The sequence below is a fragment of the Streptomyces cyaneus genome (assembly GCF_004028635.1).
Taxonomy (GTDB): domain Bacteria; phylum Actinomycetota; class Actinomycetes; order Streptomycetales; family Streptomycetaceae; genus Streptomyces; species Streptomyces cyaneus.
Window position 1 is genome coordinate 301,861 of record NZ_ML138678.1, and the last position, 22,163, is coordinate 324,023.

The window sequence follows — 22,163 nt, forward strand, 5'->3', positions numbered from 1 at the left end:
GTAATCCTCCCGACCCACCCCGCCCCTAATTTCTGTCGGGCGACAGAAATGAACCAGGAGGCCGACACCCGAGCCGGAGGTCCCGCGAATGGCGACAGAGACCACGTACGGAGCCCGCGACCACGCCCGCGCCCAGGAGGGGAGCCGGGCCGAGGCCATGCCCGTCGTACCGGCCCAGGACTGGCCGGCGCCGCCCGGTGGGGCGGGTCGGCTGGTGTGGGCCGAGACCGTGGCGGGCGGCAACTACACGCACAAGGTGCTGGCCCGCGGCACGGAGCTGCGGCTGACCGATCTGCGCGGCGATGCCTGCGCGCATCTGCTGCTGTACGTGGCCGACCGCCCCTGGGAGCGGCTGAACGTCGCCGACACGGTCAAGGTCCAGTGGAACGCCTACCTCGGCGAGAGCCGGCTCCTTCTGTCCGACCAGGGCCGCGTCCTCGCCTCCGTCGTCATCGACACCTCCGGTCGGCACGACGCGCTGTGCGGCACCTCCACCCTCGTACGCAACACCGAGCGCTACGGCGACGGCAGCCCGCAGTCCCCCTCCCCCGCGGGCCGGGAACTGTTCAAGCTGGCCGCCGCGAAGAACGGCCTCGGGCCAAGGGATCTGCCGCCGTCCCTGTCGTTCTTCCAGGGCGTGGAGGTCCGCGAGGACGGCACCCTCGACTTCACCGGCTCGATCGGGCCTGGCGGCAGCGTGACCCTGCGCGCCGAGCAGGACGTGACCGTGCTGATCGCCAACGTGCCGCATCCGGTCGACCCCCGCAGCGAGTACGTCAGCACCCCGCTGGAGGTGCTCGCCTGGCGCGCGGCCCCGACCGGCCCCGACGACCCTCTGTGGGATGCCACGCCCGAGGGCCGCCGTGCCTTCCTCAACACCGCCGAATTCCTTGCCGCGAGGGGGCTCGCATGACCACGAGCACTTCCACGACCGTCGTTCCGGCCCGCGCCCCCTGGTCGTCCGTCGTCCGTGCGGGCGAGACGCTCACCATCACCGATCTGCACGGCAACCAGGCCGTCGACTTCCTCGTGTACGACGCCCACGACACGTCCGTCCGCTACAGCGCGCCCGACACGATCCACGCGCAGGGCGGCATTTTCCTCACGACGTCAAGCGTGCTCATGTCCAACGAGCACACCCCGCTGATGACCGTCGTCGCCGACGAGGTCGGCCGGCACGACACCGTCGGCGGTGCCTGCTCCAAGGAGTCGAACACGCTCCGGTACGGCCACCACACGTGGTCGCAGCACGCGTGCGTGGACAACTTCCTCGCCGAGGGCGCCAAGTACGGGCTCGGCAAACGCGACCTCGTCTCCAACATCAACTGGTACATGAACGTGCCGGTCGAGAAGGACGGCACCCTCGGCATCGTCGACGGCATCTCGGCACCGGGGCTGTCCCTGACCCTGCGCGCCGAACGCGACGTCCTCGTCCTCGTCTCCAACTGCCCCCAGATCAACAACCCCTGCAACGGTTTCGACCCTACGGCCGTGGAGATGACGATCAGCCAGGCAGTCGAGGCGACCGGGGCAGACGGCGCGACCGAGGCGGGCGGCGGAGCCGAGGCGGGCGGCGCATGAGCTTCGACACGCTGCTCGTCGCCAACCGGGGCGAGATCGCCGTCCGCGTCATCCGTACGGCCCGCGAACTGGGCCAGCGCACGGTGGCCGTGTACTCCGACGCGGATCGCTCGGCGCCCCACGTCCGGCTCGCCGACACAGCCGTACGGCTCGGCCCGGCGCCCGCCAAGGAGTCGTACCTCGACGCCGACCTGGTGTTGAAGGCGGCGAAGGACAGCGGCGCCGGGGCGATCCACCCCGGCTACGGCTTCCTGTCCGAGGACGCGGCGTTCGCCAGGCGCTGCGAGGAGGCCGGGATCGTGTTCGTCGGGCCGACGCCCGAGCAGCTGGAGCTGTTCGGCGCCAAGCACACGGCACGTGCGGCGGCCGCGGCGGCGGGCGTACCGCTGGCGCCGGGGACGGGACTGCTGGGGTCACTCGCCGAGGCACTCGAAGAAGCCCAGGTCATCGGCTATCCCGTCATGCTCAAGGCGACCGGGGGCGGGGGCGGTATCGGCATGTCGGCATGTCGCTGCGCCGATGAACTGACCGAGGCCTGGGAGCGGGTGCAGCGGGTCGCCGCCGCCTCCTTCTCCTCCGCCGGTGTCTTCCTGGAGCGGCTCGTCGAGCGGGCCCGCCATGTCGAGGTGCAGGTCTTCGGCGACGGCGAGGGCAGGGTGGTCACCTTCGGCGACCGGGACTGCACGCTGCAACGGCGCAACCAGAAGGTGGTCGAGGAGGCCCCGGCACCAGGGCTCCCCGCACACATACGCGAGCAACTCGCCACGTCGGCACGCGACTTGTGCGCCTCCGTCGGCTACCGCTCCGCCGGAACCGTCGAGTTCGTGTACGACGCCGCCCGCGAGGAGGCCTGCTTCCTGGAGGTCAACACCCGCCTCCAGGTCGAGCACCCGGTCACCGAGGAGGTCTACGGCGTCGACCTGGTCGCCTGGATGCTGCGCCTGGCACGCGGCGAGCGCGACGTCGTCCGCGACCCGGGCCCACCGCGCGGCCACGCCGTCGAGGCCCGCCTCTACGCCGAGGACCCGACCCGCGAACATCGGCCCAGCGCGGGCCTGTTGACGAGGGTCGAGTTCCCGCGCGGGGTGCGGGTGGACGGCTGGGTCGAGACGGGCTCCGAGGTGACGACGTCGTACGACCCGATGCTCGCGAAGATCATCGCGTACGGCCCCGACCGCGCACACGCGCTGGAACGGCTGGACGAAGCGCTGGCCCGCACCCGCGTCGACGGCATCGAGACGAACCTGGGCCTGGTGCGGGCGGCGCTCACCGACCGTCGTTTCCGCGAGGCCGCCCACTCGACGGCGACCCTCACGACCGTCACCGACCCGACGCCCCGCATCGAGGTCCTCGCCGGCGGCACCCTCACCACCGTGCAGGACTGGCCCGGCCGCACCGGCTACTGGCAGGTCGGCGTACCGCCCTGCGGCCCGATGGACGACCTGTCCTTCCGGCTCGGCAACCGGGCGCTCGGCAACCACGAGGGCGCGCCGGGCCTCGAATGCACGCTCCAGGGACCGACGTTGAGGTTCACACACCCCACCACCGTGTGCGTGACGGGTGCCCCGGCCCCGGTCACGGTCGACGGCACGACGGTGGCGCAGTGGGAGCCGGTGACAGTGCCGGCGGGAGCCGTACTGGAGGTCGGAACCCCGGCCGAGCACGGTCTGCGGACGTACGTCCTGGTCGCGGGCGGTCTCGACGTCCCCGCCTTCCTGGGCAGCGCGAGCACCTTCACGCTCGGCCAGTTCGGCGGGCACGGCGGACGCGCGCTGCGGACGGGCGACGTACTGCACGGCGGCGGCACGGCCACCGAGGGAACGCCGGTCGCGTTGCCCGACCGCCCTTCCTTCGGTGCCGCATGGCACATCAAGGCCGTCGAAGGCCCGCACGCCGCACCGGAGTTCTTCACCGAGGACGACATCCGCGACTTCTACGCCGCCGACTGGAAGGTCCACTTCAACTCCGCGCGGACCGGCATACGGCTCATCGGCCCCCGGCCGCGCTGGGCGCGCACCGACGGCGGTGAGGCGGGCCTGCACCCGTCCAACATCCACGACACCCCGTACTCCGTCGGCGCCGTCGACTACACCGGCGACATGCCGGTGCTGCTCGGCCCGGACGGACCGTCGCTGGGCGGGTTCGTGTGCCCGGCGACGGTGATCAGCGGCGAGCGCTGGAAGCTGGGGCAGCTGCGGCCGGGCGACACCGTGCGGTTCCTGCCCGTGCAGGCTGACGGGTCGCCGCGCCCGGAGATCGTCGACGGGGGTGTGCTGGCGCGGGACGGCGACGTGACCTACCGCCGCAGCGGTGACGACAGTCTGCTGGTCGAGTTCGGGCCCATGCAGCTGGACCTGGCCCTGCGCATGCGCGTCCACGCACTGATGGAGGCGGTGGCCGAGACGGGCCGGGACGGGATCACCGACCTCACCCCGGGCATCCGCTCCCTCCAGATCCAGACGGACCCGGCCCGGCTGCCGCAGCACGAACTCCTCGCCGAGGTACGGGAGACGGTCGCCGCCCTGCCGCCCACCGACGAGCTCGTCGTCCCGTCCCGCACCGTCCACCTCCCCCTCTCCTGGGACGACCCCGCCACCCGCGAGGCCATCGCCCGCTACATGGCGGGCGTACGCGACGACGCGCCCTGGTGCCCGTGGAACATCGAGTTCATCCGCCGCGTCAACGGCCTGGAGTCGGTCGAGGACGTGTACCGCACGGTCTTCGACGCGGAGTACCTGGTCCTGGGGCTGGGCGATGTGTACCTGGGCGCCCCGGTCGCGACCCCGCTGGATCCCCGGCACCGTCTGGTGACCACCAAGTACAACCCGGCGCGCACCTGGACGGCGGAGAACTCGGTCGGCATCGGCGGGGCCTATCTGTGCATCTACGGCATGGAGGGGCCCGGCGGCTACCAGTTCGTGGGCCGTACGACCCAGGTGTGGTCGGGGTGGCAGCAGCGCGGGGCGTTCGAGCCGGGGTCGCCCTGGCTGCTGCGGTTCTTCGACCGGATCAGGTGGTATCCGGTGGGCGCCGAGGAGCTTCTGGAGCTACGGGCGGACATCACGTCGGGGCGGTTCGTGCCGCGCATCGAGGAAGGCACCTTCTCGCTCGCCGGGTACCGGGCCTTCCTGGCCGAGAACGCCGAGTCGATCGCGGAGTTCAGGGCCCGGCAGCAGGCCGCCTTCGCGACGGAACGGGACGCTTGGGAGGCGGCCGGCGAGTTCGCGCGGGTCGAGCAGACGACTGCACCGGCCGCACCTGCGGTCGAGGTGACCATCCCGGCCGCCGGGCGGCTCGTCGAGGCCGAGTTTGCGGCGTCCGTCTGGCAGGTGAACGTCCAGCCGGGTGACGAGGTGACCGCCGGACAGCCACTGCTCGCCCTGGAGGCGATGAAGATGGAGTCCAGGGTGCACGCGCCGGTCGACGGCGTGGTCGCCCAGATCCTGGCCAGGCCCGGGGATCAGGTCGAGGCGGGGACACCGTTGATGGTCCTCGCACCGGCCACCGACTCGACCACCTGATCCGTGAGTTGACGTTCAGTCAAGGAGCACCGCATGTCAACCGCCCTTTCCCGCGTCCGCGCCGCCTACGCCCGTATCGAGGCCGTGGACCGCCCCGAGATCTGGATCGACCTGCGCCCGCGGGAGGAGGTCGAGGCGGAGGCCCGGCTGATCGACGAGCGGGTGTCCGGCGGGGAGCGACTTCCCCTCGCGGGGCGCGTGTTCGCGGCGAAGGGCAACATCGACGTCGCGGACCTGCCGACGACCGCGGGCTGCCCGTCGTACGCCTACTTCCCCGAAGCGGACGCCCCGGTCGTCGCCCGCCTGCGCGCGGCCGGTGCGATCGTGCTCGGCACCACGAACCTGGACCAGTTCGCGACGGGCCTGGTCGGTACCCGCTCCCCCTACGGCGCGGTCCGTAACGCCCATGATCCGGCCAGGATCAGCGGCGGCTCCAGCGCCGGCTCGGCCGTCGCGGTGGCCCTCGGCGTCGTCGACTTCGCGCTCGGCACGGACACGGCCGGCTCGGGCCGGGTTCCCGCCGCGCTCAATGGCATCGTCGGCCTCAAGCCCACCCGGGGTCTCGTCCCGACGGAGGGCGTCGTCCCGGCCTGCGCGTCCATCGACTGCGTGACGGTGTTCGCGCGGACGCTGCCGGAGGCCGAGCAGGCACTGTCGTTCATGGCGTCCCCGCCCGGCCGCGCCCTGCCCCCGCTCCCCCAGCGCACGCCGGGCCCATGGCGCATCGCGGTCCCGCCGACGGACCGGCTCGGCGAGCTGGACGAGGGCTGGGCCGAGGCCTACGAGGCAGCCGTACGGCAGCTCACCGCCGCGGGCGCCGAGATCCACACCCTGGACCTCACGCCGTTCACCGAAGCCGCCGCCATGCTCTACGAGGGTGCCTTCGTCGCCGAGCGCTATACAGCCGTGGGGAGCTTTGTCGACAAGGCGATGGCGGCGGGCGACGACACCCTCGACCCCACCGTCGCCGGCATCATCACCCGCGCCCGCGACATCCCGGCCCACCGGCTCTTCGCCGACCAGGACCGGCTCGCCGCCCTGCGCGCGCAGGCCGAGGCCGAACTCGCCGACGCGGACGCCCTGTTGCTCCCCACCACGCCGGGCCACCCCACCCTCGCCGAGGTGACCGCCGACCCGCTGGGAGCCAACGCCCGCCTGGGCCGCTTCACCAACTCCACCAACCTCTTCGACCTGGCGGCGGTCGCCGTCCCGGCCGGTGAGGTGGATGGCCTGCCCTTCGGCGTGATGCTGATCGGCCCGGCGTTCACGGACGAACGGCTCGCGAGGATCGCGGGGCTGCTCCACCCGGAGGTCCGACTCGCCGTGGTCGGCGCCCACCTCTCCGACCAGCCCCTCAACCCGCAACTGCTGTCCCTGGGCGCCCGATTCGACCGTACGACCGCCACGGCCCCCGTGTACCGCCTGCACGCCCTGTCCACCACCCCGCCCAAACCGGGCCTGGTCCACGTCGGCGAGGGAGGCGAGGGGCTCGAGGCAGGAGCCTCGATCGAGGCCGAGGTGTGGCGGCTCCCGGCGGAGGGACTCGGCCGACTCCTCGCCGAGCTGCCCCGCCCGATGGCGCTGGGGCGCGTGGAGCTGGCGGACGGCAGCCACGTCCCGGGGTTCCTGTGCGAGCCTGAGGCCCTTGCGGACGCCGAGGACATCACGTCGTACGGGGGCTGGCGGGCGTACCTCGGGGGCGGCCGCTCCTGACGTCGGTCCCGAGAAACAGCGAAGGCAAGGAGAGCTACCCATCTCCTTGCCACTCTCAACTTATAGCGCACCAGGGGGCTTGCGGCAAGGCCCCCGTCGTACCGCAGAATCGTCGGCCTGAGCCAGGACCTGCGGAAAAATGGGGGATTCACAGAGTGCGTGTGCTGTTGTTGACGTATGGGTCGCGCGGGGACGTCGAGCCGATGCTGGGACTCGCGGTGCAGTTCCGTGCGCTCGGCGCGGACGTGCTGATGTGCGCGCCGCCGGACTTCGCGGAGCTGCTGGAAGGTTTCGGCCTGCCACTGGTGCCGATCGGCTGGCAGGTGCGCGCGATGACGAAGGGGGCGGTGACCGGGACGGCGCCGATGCCGGCGAAGACCCTGCCGCAGCGTGCGGCCGAGTTGGCCGCCTCGACGTACGACGCGGTCGCCCCGGCGGCCGAGGGCTGTGATGTGCTGGTGGCGACGGGCTTGCCGGCGGCCGCGGCGGCCGGGCGGGCGGTGGCCGAGAAGGTGGGCATCCCGTATGTGTTCGTGTCCTACTTCCCGTCCTTCCTGCCGTCGCCGCACCACCCGCCGCTCGAGTGGCCCGGCCGGCCGCACCCGCCTGGCGTGACCGACAACCGGGTGCTGTGGGACCTGAACACCGAGAGCCTGAACGCACTGTTCGGCGACGCGGTCAACAACCACCGGGTCTCGATCGGCCTGCCGCCGGTGGACAACGTCCGCGACCATGTCCTGACCGACCGGCCGTTGCTGGCGGCGGACCCGACCCTGGCCCCGTGGCTGGAGCCGGCGGATCTCGACGTGGTGCAGACCGGCGCCTGGATCCGGCCGGACGAACGGCCGCTCCCGGCGGACCTGGAGGCGTTCCTCGACGCGGGCGAACCACCGGTGTACGTGGGGTTCGGCAGCATCCCCATGCGCGACGCCGAGGGTGTCTCGCGGGCGGCCATCGAGGCGGTCCGCGCACAGGGGCGCCGGGTACTCGTCGGGCGCGGCTGGGCCGACCTGACCCTGATCGACGACCAGGCCGACTGTTTCGCCGTCGGTGAGGTCAACCAGCAGAAGCTGTTCGGCCGGGTGGCTGCCGTGGTCCATCACGGCGGGGCGGGCACGACGACGACGGCCGCCCGGGCCGGTGCGCCCCAGGTGGTGGTGCCCCAGATGGCCGACCAGCCGTACTGGGCGGGCCGGGTCGCCGAGCTGGGCATCGGCGCGGCACACGACGGTCCGACCCCGACCTTCGAGTCCCTTTCGGTCGCGCTCAAGACGGCCCTGACCCCGCAGACCCGGGCGCGGGCGACCGCCGTGGCCGACCAGGTCCGCACCGACGGGGCGACGGTGGCCGCGAAGCTGCTGCTCGACGAGATCAGCCGATAGGTCCGCCCGGTCCCGCGGCAGCCGATAGGTCCACCCACCCCCGCGTGAACCGCGCGGGGGTGGGCGAGCCAGACCACACAGCCCACCGCCCACCGCCCAGAACGCAGTGCCCAGAACACAGAACTCGAGAACCGGCGAGGTAGGTCCCTCACGCCGGTCCCGACGCCTTGCCCCGCCGCACGGTCGCACGCGACCTCATTTCGGAGCTGATGACGTGAATCACCCCCTGACCACCCGCGCGTTCGACCTGCCCGACCGCCTCTCCGCCAAGGCCGACCCGACGCTGATCGCGGGCGACGAGCAGCACTTCGCGGCCATCGCGGAGTGCCTGGAGCAGTCGATCGCCGAGCTGACCGACCGACTCGCCGCCGAACGCCGGGCGCCCGGCGGCGCGGGCCGGCAGGCGATGGACCGGGACGCGGAGATCCACCGGCTGACCGCTCGCCTGCGCGCACTGCGCCGCTTCGGTCTGGATCTGTGTCTAGGACGCATGGTCGGCGCGGACGACTCCGAGCCCCTGTACGTCGGACGGCTCGGCCTCACCGACAGCACCGGCCGACGGCTGCTGATCGACTGGCGCTCCCCCGCGGCCGAGCCGTTCTTCGGTGCCACCCACGGCAACCCGATGGGCCTGGCGAGCCGCCGCAGGTATCGCTGGACCGGCGGCCGGATCAGCGACTACTGGGACGAGGTGTTCACCGCGGACGGGCTTGCCGGGCACGCCGCGCTCGACGACCAGTCCGCCTTCGTCGCCAGCCTGGGCAGCAACCGTTCGGCACGGATGCGCGACGTGCTCGGCACCATCCAGGCCGACCAGGACGCCATCATCCGTGCGGGATCCCGCGGCGCTCTCGTCGTCGACGGCGGCCCGGGTACGGGCAAGACCGTCGTCGCCCTGCACCGCTCCGCCTACCTCCTCTACTCCGACCCGCGCCTCAGTCACCGTCGGGGCGGCGTGCTGTTCGTGGGCCCGCACCGCCCCTACCTCGCCTACGTCGCCGACGTCCTCCCGAGCCTCGGTGAGGAGGGCGTGCAGACCTGCACCCTGCGCGACCTCGTCGCCGAGGGAGCCGCGGCGGCGATCGAGGCCGACCCGGACGTGGCCCGTCTGAAGTCGTCGGCGGATCTGGTGAAGGCGATCGAGACGGCCGTCAGGTTCTACGAGGAGCCGCCCACCAAGGGGATGACGGTCACGACCCACTGGTCCGACATCTGGCTCAGCGCCGACGACTGGGCCGAGGCGTTCGAAGCAGCGGAACCCGGCACTGCGCACAACGAGGCCCGCGACCTGATCTGGGAGGAGCTGCTCACGATCCTGATGGACAAGCACGACGGCGAGGTCTCACCCGACCTGCTCCGCAAGTCGCTGCTGCAGGACAGGGAGCTGCTCACGACCTTCGACCGCGCATGGCCGCTGATCGAGGCGGACGACCTCGTAGGAGACCTGTGGTCGGTCCCCGCCTACCTGCGACTGTGCGCCCCCTGGCTCAGTGGCGACGAGATCCGCAGGCTGCAGCGCGCGGACGCCCAGGCCTGGACGGTGTCCGACCTGCCGCTCCTGGACGCGGCACGGCAGCGGCTCGGCGACCCGGAGGCGTCACGGCGAAGGCGTCGGCAAGAGGCGGCCCTCGCCGTCCAGCGCGAACGGATGGCGCAGGTCGTCGACAATCTGATCCAGGCCGATGACGACGGCGAAGGCCTGATGACGCAGCTGCGCCGAGCGGACTTCCAGCGCAACCTGGTCGACGAGTCCGAGCTGCCCACGCCCGAACCGGACCTGCTCGCAGGCCCGTTCGCGCACATCGTCGTGGACGAGGCTCAGGAACTGACCGACGCGGAGTGGCAGATGCTGCTGCTGCGCTGCCCGTCCCGCAGCTTCACCATCGTCGGCGACCGCGCCCAGGCCAGGCACGGCTTCACGGAGTCGTGGCAGGAACGGCTGGAGCGGATCGGCCTCGACCGGATCAACCTGGCCTCCCTCAGCATCAACTACCGCACGCCGGAAGAGATCATGACGGAGGCCGAGCCGGTCATCCGGGCCGCACTCCCCGACGCCAACGTGCCGACCTCCATCCGCAGCGGCGGCGTCCCCGTCGTCCACGGCTCCGTGTCGGAGCGCGAATCGATCCTGGACACGTGGCTGGCCACGCATACCGAGGGAACCGCCTGCGTCATCGGCGACCCCGCGTTCCAGCCGCCGGACCGAGTCCGTTCGCTGACTCCGGAGTTGTCGAAGGGGCTGGAGTTCGACCTGGTCGTCCTCATCGACCCGGAGGAGTTCGGTGAGGGCATCGAGGGCGCGGTCGACCGCTACGTGGCCATGACCCGAGCGACCCAGCAACTAGCCGTCCTCACCCGCCCGTCTTGAGAGGCGACGAGCGCCACGCCGCACAGGGGCGCGGGGAACTGCGCGACCAGCCACGACGAACCCCGCACCCGCCCCCCGATCCCTCACCCCACCGACGAGTAGGCGACAACCCCCCGCAGCAACCCCTCCACGGCCTTCCGCGCATTCTTCGCCACGGTCGAGCCCTCCACAGGAGACGCCGCCGAGATCTGCCCCAGCACGTCAATCACCTGCTTGCACCACCGCACAAAGTCCCCCGCCGGCATCTCCGCCTCACGCAACACCTCATCGAGCCCCTTACCGCTGGCCCACATATAGGCGGCCCAGGCGAAGCCCAGGTCGGGTTCACGCTGCCCGACCCCTTCGCTCTGGGTGATCCGGAAGTCCTCCTCAAGGGCATCCAGCCGCCCCCAGATCCGGACCATCTCCCCCAGCGCGGCCTTGGCCTTGCCGGACGGCAGCTTCGGCGCCATCGCATCGTCCCCGACCCGCGCCTCGTACACCAACGCCGAGACGCAGGCGGCCAGTTCGGCAGGGCCGAGGCCCTCCCAGACCCGCTCCCGCAGGCACTCGCTCGCCAGCAGGTCGAGTTCGCCGTACAGCCGCGCGAGCCGCTTGCCGTGCTCGGTGACCTCGTCGCCGCGCAGATAGTCCAGCTCGGTCAGCAGCGCCACGATGCGATCAAACGTACGGGCGATCGTGTTCGTACGCCCCTCGATACGGCGCTCCAGCTGCGAGGTGTCGCGCAGCAGCCGGTGGTAGCGCTCGGCCCAACGGGCGTGGTCCTCCCGGTCGTTGCAGCCGTGGCAGGGGTGGGCGCGCAGGGCCTTGCGCAGCCGCTCGATCTCGCGGTCGTCGGCCGCCTGGGAACGCCGCTTGCGGTGCCGGTCCGGCGGAATGTGCCCGGCCTTGGTGCGCAGCGCGGACGCGAGGTCCCGACGGGACTGCGGGGAACGCGGGTTGAAGGACTTCGGGATCCGCATCCGCTCCAACGCCTCGACGGGCACCGGGAAGTCCATCGACGCCAGCCGCTTGACCTGCCGTTCGGCGGTCAGGACCAGCGGGCGCGGACCGTCGTGGTGCTCGAAGCCGCGGTGGCCGTTGGACCGCCCGGCCGGCAGCCCGGGGTCCAGCACCAGCGCGAGACCGGCGTACTTGCCCGTCGGCACATGGATGACGTCACCCGGCTTGAGCTTCTCCAGTGCGACGGCGGCCTCCGCGCGCCGCTGGGCCGCACCCTGCTTGGCCAACTCGTTCTCGCGGTCCTTGAGTTCGCGGCGCAGTCGCGCGTACTCCTCGAAGTCCCCGAGATGGCAGGTCATGGACTCCTTGTAACCGGTGAGCCCTTCCTCGTTGCGCTGTACCTGCCGGGAGATCCCGACGACGGACTTGTCGGCCTGGAACTGTGCGAAGGACGTCTCCAGCAGCTCGCGCGAGCGGTGCCGCCCGAACTGCTCGACCAGGTTGACCGCCATGTTGTACGACGGCTTGAAGCTGGACCGCAGCGGATAGGTGCGCGTGCCGGCCAGTCCCGCGAGGTGGTCGGGACTCATGCCGCGCTGCCACAGCACCACCGCGTGGCCCTCGACGTCGATACCGCGCCGCCCCGCACGACCGGTCAACTGGGTGTACTCACCGGGCGTGATGTCGGCGTGCTGCTCGCCGTTCCACTTGACGAGCTTCTCCAACACCACCGACCGGGCAGGCATGTTGATGCCCAGCGCCAGCGTCTCCGTGGCGAACACGGCCTTCACCAGGCCACGCACGAACAGCTCCTCGACGACCTCCTTGAACGTCGGCAGCATGCCCGCGTGGTGGGCGGCTATACCGCGCTCCAGGCCTTCCAGCCACTCGTAGTAGCCGAGGACGTGCAGATCCTCGGTCGGGATGGCGGCGGTGCGCTCCTCGACGAGGGCGCGCACCTTTTCCCGCGCCTCGTCGTCGTTGAGCCTCAGTCCCGCGTACAGGCACTGCTGTACGGCGGCCTCGCAGGCGGCCCGGCTGAAGATGAAGGTGATGGCGGGCAGCAGGCCCTCGGCGTCGAGCCGCTCGATGACCTCGGGGCGCCCCGGCGTCCACACCCGGGACCGCTGTCTGCGCTCCCGCTCCCGGTCGGCCTCGCGCATCGCGCGCCCGCGTCTGCGGTCCTGGTACGACGGGCGCTGGGCTTCCATCCGGGCCAGCCGGGTGAGGTCGGGGTTGACGGCCTTCTTGTGGCCCTCGCCCTCCTCGAACAGGTCGTACATCCGGCGCCCGGCGAGCACGTGCTGGAACAGCGGCACGGGCCGGTGCTCGGAGACGATCACCTCGGTGTCGCCGCGGACGGTGTCGAGCCAGTCGCCGAACTCCTCGGCGTTCGACACGGTCGCCGACAGCGAGACGAGGGTGACCGACTCGGGGAGGTGGATGATCACTTCCTCCCATACGGCCCCGCGGAAGCGGTCGGAGAGGTAGTGCACCTCGTCCATGACCACATAGCCGAGGCCGAGGAGGGTCTGCGACCCGGCGTACAGCATGTTCCGCAGCACCTCGGTGGTCATCACGACCACGGCGGCGTCGGGGTTGACGCTGTTGTCGCCGGTGAGCAGACCGACCATGCCGTTGCCGTAACGGCGGCACAGGTCGGCGTACTTCTGGTTGGACAGCGCCTTGATGGGCGTCGTGTAGAAGCACTTCTTGCCCTGCATCAGGGCGAGATGGACGGCGAACTCGCCCACGATCGTCTTGCCTGAGCCGGTGGGCGCGGCAACCAGCACGCCCTTCCCCGCCTCGAGCGCCTGGCAGGCCTCGATCTGGAAGGGGTCGAGGCCGAAGTCGTACATCTCGCGGAAGGAGGCGAGCGCGGTGGCCTGCTCGGCAGCGCGCCTGCGTGCTGCCGCATACCGCTCGGCCGGTGAGAGGTCCTCTGTCATCGTGCTTTCGAGCGTACCGGGCGCCACTGACAACAGGACGATCATTATCCGGATCCGCACCCCGCAAACCCGGGATCCGTGCAGCTCACGGCCGCGGAACGGAAACGGCCGGGTGCGCCCCGTAGGCGCCCCGGCCGCACTGTCCCTCAGATCCCCGGGAAACGTCTCTCAGGGATCTTGGGGAATCGTCTCTCAGGTGACGTCGTCGTACCCGTTGACCCGGTCCGTGCTCGCCTGCTCGGGCAGCGCCCGGCTCGCGGAGACGGTCTCGACCTCACCGATGTCCTCGGGGGTCAGGTCCAGGTCGGAGGCCTCGTCGTCGGCGGGGCCCATCTCGTCGCGGCGGCGCCTGCGGCGGTCGTTGACCAGGGCGACGGCGACGGCGCCGAAGTACAGGATCCAGATCGGTCCGGCGAGGGCCATCATGGTCAGCGGGTCCGTGCTCGGCGTCGCGATCGCCGCGAACACGGTGATGCCCATGATCATGCCGCGCCACCAGCCGAGCATGCGCTTGCCGGTGATGGCGCCGGTGAAGTTGAGCATGACCAGCAGCAGGGGCAGCTCGAAGGAGAGGCCGAAGACGATCACCATGCGCGTGACGAGGTCGAGCAGGTCGTCGAGCGGCAGGAGGTTGTCGACGCCGAACGGTGTGAACTCGATCAGGACGTCGGCGGTCTTGGGCAGCACCTTGTAGGCGAAGAAGGCGCCGGCGAGGAAGAGCGGGAAGCCCGTGGCGACGAACCCGTAGGCGTACTTCCGCTCGTGCTTGTGCAGGCCGGGGGCGACGAACGCCCACAGCTGGTACAACCAGACCGGTGCGGCAAGAACGACACCGGCCATCAGGGACACCTTCAGCGCCAGCGTGAACGGCGCGAGCAGACCGTTGATCGTGATCTGCGCGCACGGGTTCTCGTCGCGCGCCGTCTTGGCCAGTTCCTCGAACGACTTCGGGCAGCCGACCGATTCGAGGACCGGCTTGGTGAAGAAGTTGATGATGTCCTGATAGAAGAAGGCGGCGACGATCGTGATGACGACGATCGCGAGCAGCGCTTTCGCGAGCCGGTTGCGAAGCTCACGAAGGTGCTCCGCGAGGGGCATCCGCCCCTCGGGATCCTTCTCCTCTTTGCGGGCAGACTTCAGCAACCCACGTTCCCATCTCGTGCGGCGGGCCGGAGGTCACCGGCCCTGCGTCAGCGCTTGGTGGTGTCCGTCGGCTCGTTGACCGGGCGCGAGCTGGTCACGTCGCCGGGGGCGGCCTGGATGATGCGCTGAGCGGGGGGCTGCTGGTCGTCGCTCGTGTTGTTGTTCGGCGGGTCGGCCGGGGCGGTGGACTTGCCCTCGTCCTTCATCGCCTTGGCTTCGCTCTTCAGGATCCGGGCGGACTTGCCGAGCGAGCGCGCCATGTCCGGAAGCTTCTTCGCGCCGAACAGCAGGATGATGACGACGAGGATGAGAATGATCTCGGGGGCTCCGAGCCTTCCGAACATAAGTCTTTACCTTCTCACCGAGGCGGCTGGGGTGGGGTGCTGTCCGACCGGTCGGACATGTGTCCGAACGATCGTGTTGCCAGCGATCGTAACGCTCAGGGGTAAACGTCAGGCAATCCCCGTGCGTACTCCCTGTCCGCGGTCCGGGCCTCGTTCTCCGGGCCGCGACCAGCAGCGTACCTGTCCGGAGCGTCAAGTTGACAGGGCGAAGTGGCCCAAAACGCATGCGGCGCAGGACTCACACCCAATACTTGGGCGGACTACAGCGAGTCCACAGCCCGGGCCGCGCTCATACTCGCCCGCTCCAGATCCTCGGCCGCCCTGCTGATGCGCCGCGCGGAGTCCGTGACCTGCCTGCCGAGGCGCTGCGCCTCCAGGAAGACCCGCACGGCGAGCACACCGAGTACGGCGAGACCCAGAAAACCCACAGCTACCGCGAACATCGGCCAGAACATGACGCCGAGCCTAGACCGTCCTACAGCGTGGAGTGCAGCCGCAGGGTGCTGACCCCGCCGCCCGTCAGCAGCTCGACGATCCGCTCACCGGCCGGCTTGCGGACGGAGGCGCCGCAGTCGGGGCAGGTGAAGGAGTAGAAGGTCGTACGGCTGGTCGCGCCGATGGCGAGGCGCAGGGCGCTGGCGGCGAGCTCGAAGCTGCCCCGGCAGTCCGGGCAGCCCGCCTTGAACACCACCTCAGCCACGCTTCTCATCCCGGCGAACGCGGACGCCACCGTCATTCCCACCGCACCAGACGTCGCCGACTCGCTCAAAGCCCCTGCTCCCCTTCTTCCGGTCGCTCGCCCTCGGGGCGCTCCAGCCTGCCGAACCGCATGTCCTACTGCCCGCCGGACACCGGGTGAGCGCCTTGCACCTCGACCCCGTCGTACGCCGCCAGCGCCTCGCGGGCCGCCTGCCGGGCACTGTCGGCCAGCTCGGCCGGCGAGACGATACGGCCGTCACGGCCGAGCCGCAGCGCCAGGCGCCGCAGCGACGCCGGGTCGGGGGTGCGCAGGGTGATACGCAGCCCGCCGTCCGCAAGCTCATCCGCGCTGTCGTGCGGGTAGTACTCGGCGACCCAGCGCCCGCCCGGGCCGACCTCGACGACGACCTCCGGGTCCTCGGCGGCGGGCTGCACCAGCCCCTCCGACAGGTCCCGCAGCTCGATCTCGGGCGGCGCCGACGGCTCGTCCAGGATCTTGATCTCGGCGACCCGGTCGAGACGGAAGGTACGGCGCGCCTCGGAGCGACGGCACCAGGCCTCGACGTAGGTGTGGCCGACGCTGACCAGGCGGATGGGGTCGATCTCGCGCTCGGTGACCTCGTCACGGGCCGGCGAGTAGTAGCGGATCCACAGGCGGCGCCGCTCGGAGATCGCGCGGTCGACGTCCGCGAAGACGCCGCCCTCGGACTCGAAGGTCACCGACAGCCGGGAGCTGGCGCCGGCCGCCTCACCGGACGCGGCCTCCACCTTCGCGGTCGCCCGCAGCAGTGCCTGCCGGTCGCTCTCGCGCAGCCCCGGCAGCGTGGACACCGCCCGGGCGGCCACCAGCAGCGCGGTCGCCTCGTCGGCGGCGATCCGCAACGGCTCGGCCGTTTCTGCCCCGAGGGCGGCGGGGTTGCGCCACCAGATGCGCTCGCCGTCGGTGTCGATGTCCAGCAAATCGCCGCCGCGGAAGCTGGTGCCGCACATGGGCAGCACATCGAGGTCGGAGACCAACTCGTCCTCGGAGATGCCGAAGGCGCGCGCGACGTCCTCCACCCGGGCGCCGGGGCGCTCCCTGAGATACGTCACCAGGGAGAGCATCCGCCGGGTCTGATCGATGGCGTTGACGGGCCGAACCGGTTTGCCTGCCACTGTCTCGCTCCGCTCCCCCTCAGCCCTTGGCCACGGCACGCAGCCGGTCCACCACATCGGCCCGCAGCTCCGCAGGCTCCAGGACCACCACATCCGGTCCGAACTCCACCAGCCAGGCATCCAGCCCATGGCCGTACGGAATCTCCAACTCGTCCCAGCCGTCCCCGAGTTCCCGCACCGAGGTGGCCTTCGCCCGAAGGGGGTACCCGGCGCCCGTACGCAGCCGGATCAACGCCGAGCGGTCGGCGGTCTCCCCCGCCCAGCTCGCCACGGTCTCCCGCACGGTGACGACATCGGGGACCTCGACCGTGAAGCGGCCACTGCGGCTGCGGACCTTGCCGGTGATCCGGGACAGCCGGAACACCCGCTCGGCCCCACGGTCACGGTCCCAGCCCGCCAGATACCAGTGGCCGCGCCAGCACTCCAGCGCCCATGGCTCGACATGCCGGGGTTCAGGGCGGGCGGCGGTGGCCTTGCGGTAGTCGAAGACGACCGGACGGCGATCCCGACAGGCCAGCATCAGCGGCTCGAACGCCGCCTCATGCACCGGAATACGCGGCTCCAGGGCGCCGTGCGCCTCGTACGGGTCGACGTCCTCCGGCAACCCGGCCGCGCGCAGCTTCTGCAGGGCACCGCTGGCCGCGCCCGCGAGCCGGGCCTGCTGCCACACCTTCGCGGCCAGGCCCAGGGCGGCGGCCTCCTCGGCGTCCAGAGTGATGGGCGGCAGGCGGTTGCTGTCGCGGCGGGCCAGATAGCCGACCTCGCCGTCGAGGTTCTCCACGGTCTCGATGACCAGACCGAGCTCGCGCAGATCGTCCTTGTCGCGCTCGAACATCCGGTTGAAGGAGTCGTCGGAGCCGGCTTCCAGATAGGCCTCGATGGACTCACGCAGCTCGCGCTTGCTCAACGGCCGCCGCGTCCCGAGCAGACACAGCGCCAGGTTCATGAGCCGCTCGGCCTTGGCAATGGCCATCGACGCCCTTCGCCTTCCCTATGGTGCTTACGGACGATGACCGTACCGCCCCGCGGTGGCGTGGCAAAAGCCGAGGGCCCATGCCCGGACAGGCATGGACCCCAGGTAGTCGGGTCCGGTCGTACGCCGATCAGTCGTACGCCGTCACACGCGACGATCAGACACCGAGCAGGTCGACCACGAAGATCAGCGTCTCGCCGGGCTGGATCGCCGGGGTCGGGCTCTGGTTGCCGTAGGCGAGGTGCGCCGGGATGGTCAGCTGGCGGCGGCCGCCGACCTTCATGCCCTGCACGCCCTGGTCCCAGCCCTTGATGACACGGCCGCCACCCAGCGGGAAGCGGAACGGCGTGCCGCGGTTCCAGCTGGCGTCGAACTCCTCACCCGTGCTGAAAGCGACACCCACATAGTGGACGGTGACGGTCTGGCCCGCCTGCGCAACCGCGCCGTCGCCCTCCCAGATGTCCTTGATCTCGAGGTCCGCCGGGGGCTCGCCACCCGGGAAGTCGATCTCGGGCTTGTCGATGCTCACGTCTTACGCTCCATGCTTGTTGTGGAAAGGCAACGGCCCCAGTCTTTCATCACCTCGGGCGGCCTCACATCTTCGCCAGGAGGTCCACCGTGAAGACCAGCGTGGCTCCCTTGGCGATGCCGCTGCCCTGCGGCGGATTGTCGCCGTAGCCCAGGTCCGGCGGGATGACGATCAGCACCCGGCTGCCGACCTTCTTGCCGGTCAGCCCCTGCGACCACCCCTTGACGACCTGCTGGAGCGAGAACGACACCAGCTGCTTGTTGGCGTACGTCGAGTCGAACTCCTTGCCGGTGTCCCACTGCACGCCCTTGTACTGCACCAGCACCGTGTTCTCCGCGGTGACCTCGTCGCCGTCACCCTCGATGACATAGTTCGCCACCAGCTTCTTCGGCGGGTCCGTCTTGGGGACCTCCAGGGAAGGCGCCTTGCCATCGGTGTTCGTGCCGACCTTGGGCAGATCGACGTTGTCCTGGGCGACCTCGCTGCCCTTGGCGGAGCTCTTGGTGCTGAACGTGTCCTTGATGTCGACCACGAACACCAGCGTGTCGGTGCCCTTGACCCCGGCCTGCGCGTTGCCCTCCTTGCCGTAGGCCCAGGTCGGCGGGACGGCCATCTCGACGCGGCTGCCGACCTTCTTGCCGGTCAGGCCGTACCGCCAGCCTTCGAAGATCTGGCCCTGGGCGAGCTGGACGAGCGCCGTCGTCTTGGCATCGTAGGAATTTGCGAAGACCTTCGCCGTGTCCCAGACCTGGCCGAGGTAGTGGGCCTGGATGTAGTCGTTCTCCGCCACCACCTTGCCGCCGCCCGCGATGACCGTCTTCACCGCGAGATCCTTCGACGGATCTCCGCTGCCCTTGGCGACCGTCGGCTTCTCACCGAACTTCGTGCCCGCAGTGATCGCCGGCAGCGGACCGTCCACGATCTTCGGCGACGGCGCCGCCTCCGGAGCCGAGGGCGAGGCACTGCCGTTCCCCTCGGCCGAATCGGCCCCGTCGTCGTCGCCGCATCCGGCGAGCGTGACCAGTCCTGCGGGTACGGCAATCAGAAGTGAGCGTCGGCGCACGGTGGGGGCCTCGTAATCGGTCGATCTTGTGGATGGCGTGCGCGCAACTCTACGGCGTGAGAAGGGCGCCGTACGGTAAACGTACGGCGCCCGTGTTGCGTTCCGGCAATCCGCGGAACGTATGGCTCACATACCGGCGATCAGTTTCTCCACCCGGTCGTCCACCGAACGGAACGGGTCCTTGCACAACACCGTGCGCTGGGCCTGGTCATTGAGCTTGAGATGCACCCAGTCGACGGTGAAGTCGCGGCGCTGTTCCTGGGCCCTGCGGATGAAGTCACCGCGCAGCCGGGCCCGAGTGGTCTGCGGCGGAACGGACTTGCCCTCGAAGATCTTCAAGTCGTTGCAGATACGCGCGGCTTGACCCTTCTTCTCCAGCAGGTAGTACAGACCACGACGGCGGTGGATGTCGTGGTAGGCGAGGTCTATCTGCGCGACCCGCGGATGCGACATGGTCATGTTGTGCTTGGCCCGGTACCGCTCGATCAACTTGTACTTCATGACCCAGTCGATCTCGGTGCCGATCCGGTCGAGGTCCTCGGCCTCGATCGCGTCCAGCGTGCGGCCCCACAGCTCCAGGACCTGCTCCACCGTGCCGGTCCGGATGCCGCGGCGCTCACAGAAGTCCACGGCCTTCTCGTAGTACTCGCGCTGCACCTCCAGCGCGGAGGCCTCCCGGCCACTGGCCAGGCGCACCTTGCGCCGGCCCGTGATGTCGTGGCTGACCTCGCGGATCGCCCGGATCGGGTTCTCCAAGGTCAGGTCCCGCATCACCGTGCCCGCCTCGATCATGCGCAGCACCAGGTCGGTCGCACCGACCTTGAGCAGCATGGTCGTCTCGGACATGTTCGAGTCACCCACGATGACATGCAGGCGCCGGTAGCGCTCGGCATCCGCGTGCGGCTCGTCGCGCGTGTTGATGATCGGCCGGGAACGGGTCGTCGCCGAAGAGACGCCCTCCCAGATGTGCTCCGCCCGCTGACTCACGCAGTACACGGCACCACGCGGGGTCTGCAGGACCTTGCCCGCACCGCACAGCAGCTGGCGCGTGACAAGGAACGGAATGAGGATGTCCGCGAGCCGGGAGAACTCCCCGTGCCGGGCCACCAGATAGTTCTCGTGGCAGCCATACGAGTTGCCCGCCGAGTCGGTGTTGTTCTTGAAGAGGTAGACGTCGCCCGCGATTCCTTCCTCGTGCAGGCGTCGTTCGGCGTCCACCAGGAGTCCTTCGAGAATGCGCTCGCCCGCTTTGTCGTGGGTGACCAGTTCGGTCACGTTGTCACATTCGGGTGTCGCGTATTCCGGATGTGAGCCCACGTCGAGATACAGGCGGGCGCCGTTTCGCAGAAAGACATTGCTGCTGCGGCCCCATGACACGACACGGCGGAAGAGGTACCGCGCCACCTCGTCAGGCGACAGGCGGCGCTGTCCCCTGAACGTGCACGTGACGCCGTACTCGTTCTCCAGCCCGAAAATGCGGCGGTCCATGACTGAACATTACGCCCGATCCCCCGAGCTGAAACGGGGTTCGACGGCACGGTTTGGATCATTTTCCGATGAAGCCGCAACCACCGCACCCCTCACAGGAGCTGCGAGGACCCGCCCCGTGGCCAGCAGGACCAGCAACGACACGGCCCCCGCGGCACCCGGCACCGCGAACCCCCACAGGGCCCCGCCCACCTCGACGACCGGCCCCGCCAGACCCGTTCCGACCGACGCACCCACCGTGAACGTCGTCACGAGCCAAGAGAACGCCTCCGTGACCGTACCGCGCGGCGCATGCCGATCGACCAGCACGAACGCACAAGCGATACACGGCGCGAGGAACACACCCGCGAGCACGGCCAGCAGCGTCATCGCCACCACACCCGGCATCAGCATCAGCGGCAGATAACACACCGCCAGAAGCGCCACCAGCAGCCGCAGTCGCCGCGCCGGCTCACCGGCCCACTGCCGCCCCCCGTACACCACACCACCGATCAGCGCACCCAGCCCGATACCCGCCATCAGCCAGCCGTACACCGCGTCACCACCATGGTCGTCCGCGTACGACACCGCCGCGACCGCGATCGAACCGAGCGCCATCCCGATGAACAAGAACGCAGCCAGCAGCGCCAGCAGCCCCCGTGAACGCAACGCCCCCAACCAGTGCGCCTCACGCGGCTCCGAACGCCACGCGCGCGAAGGCGCCGACACGACCACCGAAAGCGCACCCAACACCCCGACGACGTTCAGAAGAAGCAACGCCACCTGCGCCGACCACAGCGACGCACCCAGCGTCAGCAGCAACGGCCCGACCGTGAACATGACTTCCTGCGCCACCGCATCCATGGCATACGCCGCGTGCACCTGGTCCTCCCGGTGAAGGACCGACGACCACAACGCCCGCAGACCACCCTCCAGGGGCGGCGTGAACAGCCCGGCAGCCGCGACGGCCGCATAAGCGAGCGGCAGCGGTCCGATCCCCACGAAGGTGAACACGGCCATCGCGAGGGCGGAAGCGACCGCGGCGGGCAGCTGCACCCGCGGCTGGCCGTACAGGTCCACCAGCCGGCCCAGCACCGGCTGCCCCACGGCGTTCGCAACCCCGTACACGGCCGCCAGACCGCCGGCCAAGCTGTACGAGCCGCCCTCCGCGCGCACGAACAGCACGATGGCGAGAGCGGCGACAGCGTTCGGCAGCCGCCCTATGAGCGTGCCGGCGAGCAGCCGGGCGGCGTGCCTCGCCCTGAGGATCTCCACGTATGCGCCGGTCATCAGCCGCGCCGCCCTCCACCGAGTCAAGTTTTACGTATAACGTC

17 protein-coding genes are annotated in these 22,163 nt (G+C 70.4%); 6 read left to right on the forward strand and 11 right to left on the reverse strand.

Features of this window, described 5'->3' with window-relative positions; genetic code table 11:
* The first annotated feature begins 88 nt into the window (after positions 1-88).
* From EHO50_RS01415 to helR, 6 genes are all read left to right on the forward strand, one after another.
* Positions 89-913: an urea amidolyase associated protein UAAP1 gene (locus EHO50_RS01415; protein WP_128427936.1), complete on the forward strand. Its 825-nt coding sequence runs from the start codon at positions 89-91 to the stop codon at positions 911-913.
* On the forward strand, positions 910-1,581 hold the full coding sequence (locus tag EHO50_RS01420; RefSeq protein WP_128427937.1) for an urea amidolyase associated protein UAAP2: 672 nt from the start codon (positions 910-912) through the stop codon (positions 1,579-1,581). The genes EHO50_RS01415 and EHO50_RS01420 overlap by 4 nt, the downstream gene beginning before the upstream one ends.
* On the forward strand, positions 1,578-5,102 hold the full coding sequence (locus EHO50_RS01425; RefSeq protein WP_128427938.1) for a 5-oxoprolinase/urea amidolyase family protein: 3,525 nt from the start codon (positions 1,578-1,580) through the stop codon (positions 5,100-5,102). Before EHO50_RS01420 ends, EHO50_RS01425 begins: the two co-directional genes overlap by 4 nt.
* A 33-nt stretch (positions 5,103-5,135) precedes the next feature.
* A complete protein-coding gene (atzF, locus tag EHO50_RS01430; RefSeq protein WP_128427939.1) occupies positions 5,136-6,815 on the forward strand; it encodes an allophanate hydrolase in 1,680 nt (559 codons plus the stop codon).
* Between the two features lie 155 nt (positions 6,816-6,970).
* Positions 6,971-8,197, forward strand: coding sequence for a glycosyltransferase (locus tag EHO50_RS01435; RefSeq protein ID WP_128427940.1), 1,227 nt, complete (start codon positions 6,971-6,973; stop codon positions 8,195-8,197).
* Between the two features lie 214 nt (positions 8,198-8,411).
* Entirely contained in the window at positions 8,412-10,565 is a 2,154-nt protein-coding gene (gene helR, locus EHO50_RS01440; RefSeq protein ID WP_128427941.1) for an RNA polymerase recycling motor ATPase HelR, read from the forward strand.
* An 83-nt stretch (positions 10,566-10,648) separates the two neighbouring features.
* Here the strand turns inward: helR and EHO50_RS01445 are convergent, their stop codons facing one another.
* The 11 genes from EHO50_RS01445 to EHO50_RS01495 form a co-directional block, all read right to left on the reverse strand.
* A complete protein-coding gene (locus tag EHO50_RS01445; RefSeq protein WP_128427942.1) occupies positions 10,649-13,501 on the reverse strand; it encodes a DEAD/DEAH box helicase in 2,853 nt (950 codons plus the stop codon).
* Between the two features lie 147 nt (positions 13,502-13,648).
* Positions 13,649-14,599, reverse strand: coding sequence for a twin-arginine translocase subunit TatC (gene tatC / locus EHO50_RS01450; protein WP_128427943.1), 951 nt, complete (start codon positions 14,597-14,599; stop codon positions 13,649-13,651).
* 47 nt (positions 14,600-14,646) lie between these two features.
* Entirely contained in the window at positions 14,647-14,943 is a 297-nt protein-coding gene (gene tatA / locus EHO50_RS01455) for a Sec-independent protein translocase subunit TatA (RefSeq protein WP_128427944.1), read from the reverse strand.
* Between the two features lie 260 nt (positions 14,944-15,203).
* Complete coding sequence (locus EHO50_RS01460) at positions 15,204-15,398, reverse strand: hypothetical protein (RefSeq protein ID WP_128427945.1); 195 nt, start codon at positions 15,396-15,398, stop codon at positions 15,204-15,206.
* Positions 15,399-15,418: 20 nt separating this feature from the next.
* A complete protein-coding gene (locus EHO50_RS01465; RefSeq protein ID WP_128427946.1) occupies positions 15,419-15,712 on the reverse strand; it encodes a hypothetical protein in 294 nt (97 codons plus the stop codon).
* A 65-nt stretch (positions 15,713-15,777) separates the two neighbouring features.
* Positions 15,778-16,797, reverse strand: coding sequence for a helix-turn-helix transcriptional regulator (locus EHO50_RS01470; protein WP_128427947.1), 1,020 nt, complete (start codon positions 16,795-16,797; stop codon positions 15,778-15,780).
* Between the two features lie 19 nt (positions 16,798-16,816).
* Positions 16,817-17,770 carry a helix-turn-helix transcriptional regulator gene (locus EHO50_RS01475; protein ID WP_128427948.1) on the reverse strand — a complete coding sequence of 318 codons (954 nt, stop codon included), beginning with the start codon at positions 17,768-17,770 and terminating at the stop codon, positions 16,817-16,819.
* A 157-nt stretch (positions 17,771-17,927) separates the two neighbouring features.
* Positions 17,928-18,299, reverse strand: coding sequence for an FKBP-type peptidyl-prolyl cis-trans isomerase (locus tag EHO50_RS01480; protein WP_128427949.1), 372 nt, complete (start codon positions 18,297-18,299; stop codon positions 17,928-17,930).
* A gap of 64 nt (positions 18,300-18,363) precedes the next feature.
* On the reverse strand, positions 18,364-19,362 hold the full coding sequence (locus EHO50_RS01485; protein WP_128427950.1) for an FKBP-type peptidyl-prolyl cis-trans isomerase: 999 nt from the start codon (positions 19,360-19,362) through the stop codon (positions 18,364-18,366).
* Positions 19,363-19,488: 126 nt separating this feature from the next.
* Positions 19,489-20,850, reverse strand: a complete 1,362-nt coding sequence (gene pafA, locus EHO50_RS01490; RefSeq protein WP_028801611.1) for a Pup--protein ligase — start codon at positions 20,848-20,850, stop codon at positions 19,489-19,491.
* A 9-nt stretch (positions 20,851-20,859) separates the two neighbouring features.
* On the reverse strand, positions 20,860-22,119 hold the full coding sequence (locus EHO50_RS01495) for an MFS transporter (protein WP_128427951.1): 1,260 nt from the start codon (positions 22,117-22,119) through the stop codon (positions 20,860-20,862).
* Positions 22,120-22,163: the final 44 nt, after the last annotated feature.

What these genes read in the sequence shown, in the direction of transcription:
- EHO50_RS01415 (WP_128427936.1), top strand. Translation starts at nt 89, where the DNA reads ATGGCGACAGAGACCACGTACGGAGCCCGCGACCACGCCCGCGCCCAG.
- EHO50_RS01420 (WP_128427937.1), top strand. Translation starts at nt 910, where the DNA reads ATGACCACGAGCACTTCCACGACCGTCGTTCCGGCCCGCGCCCCCTGG.
- EHO50_RS01425 (WP_128427938.1), top strand. Translation starts at nt 1,578, where the DNA reads ATGAGCTTCGACACGCTGCTCGTCGCCAACCGGGGCGAGATCGCCGTC.
- atzF (WP_128427939.1), top strand. Translation starts at nt 5,136, where the DNA reads ATGTCAACCGCCCTTTCCCGCGTCCGCGCCGCCTACGCCCGTATCGAG.
- EHO50_RS01445 (WP_128427942.1), bottom strand. Translation starts at nt 13,501, where the DNA reads ATGATCGTCCTGTTGTCAGTGGCGCCCGGTACGCTCGAAAGCACGATG.
- tatA (WP_128427944.1), bottom strand. Translation starts at nt 14,943, where the DNA reads ATGTTCGGAAGGCTCGGAGCCCCCGAGATCATTCTCATCCTCGTCGTC.
- EHO50_RS01460 (WP_128427945.1), bottom strand. Translation starts at nt 15,398, where the DNA reads ATGTTCTGGCCGATGTTCGCGGTAGCTGTGGGTTTTCTGGGTCTCGCC.
- EHO50_RS01475 (WP_128427948.1), bottom strand. Translation starts at nt 17,770, where the DNA reads ATGGCCATTGCCAAGGCCGAGCGGCTCATGAACCTGGCGCTGTGTCTG.
- pafA (WP_028801611.1), bottom strand. Translation starts at nt 20,850, where the DNA reads ATGGACCGCCGCATTTTCGGGCTGGAGAACGAGTACGGCGTCACGTGC.
- EHO50_RS01495 (WP_128427951.1), bottom strand. Translation starts at nt 22,119, where the DNA reads ATGACCGGCGCATACGTGGAGATCCTCAGGGCGAGGCACGCCGCCCGG.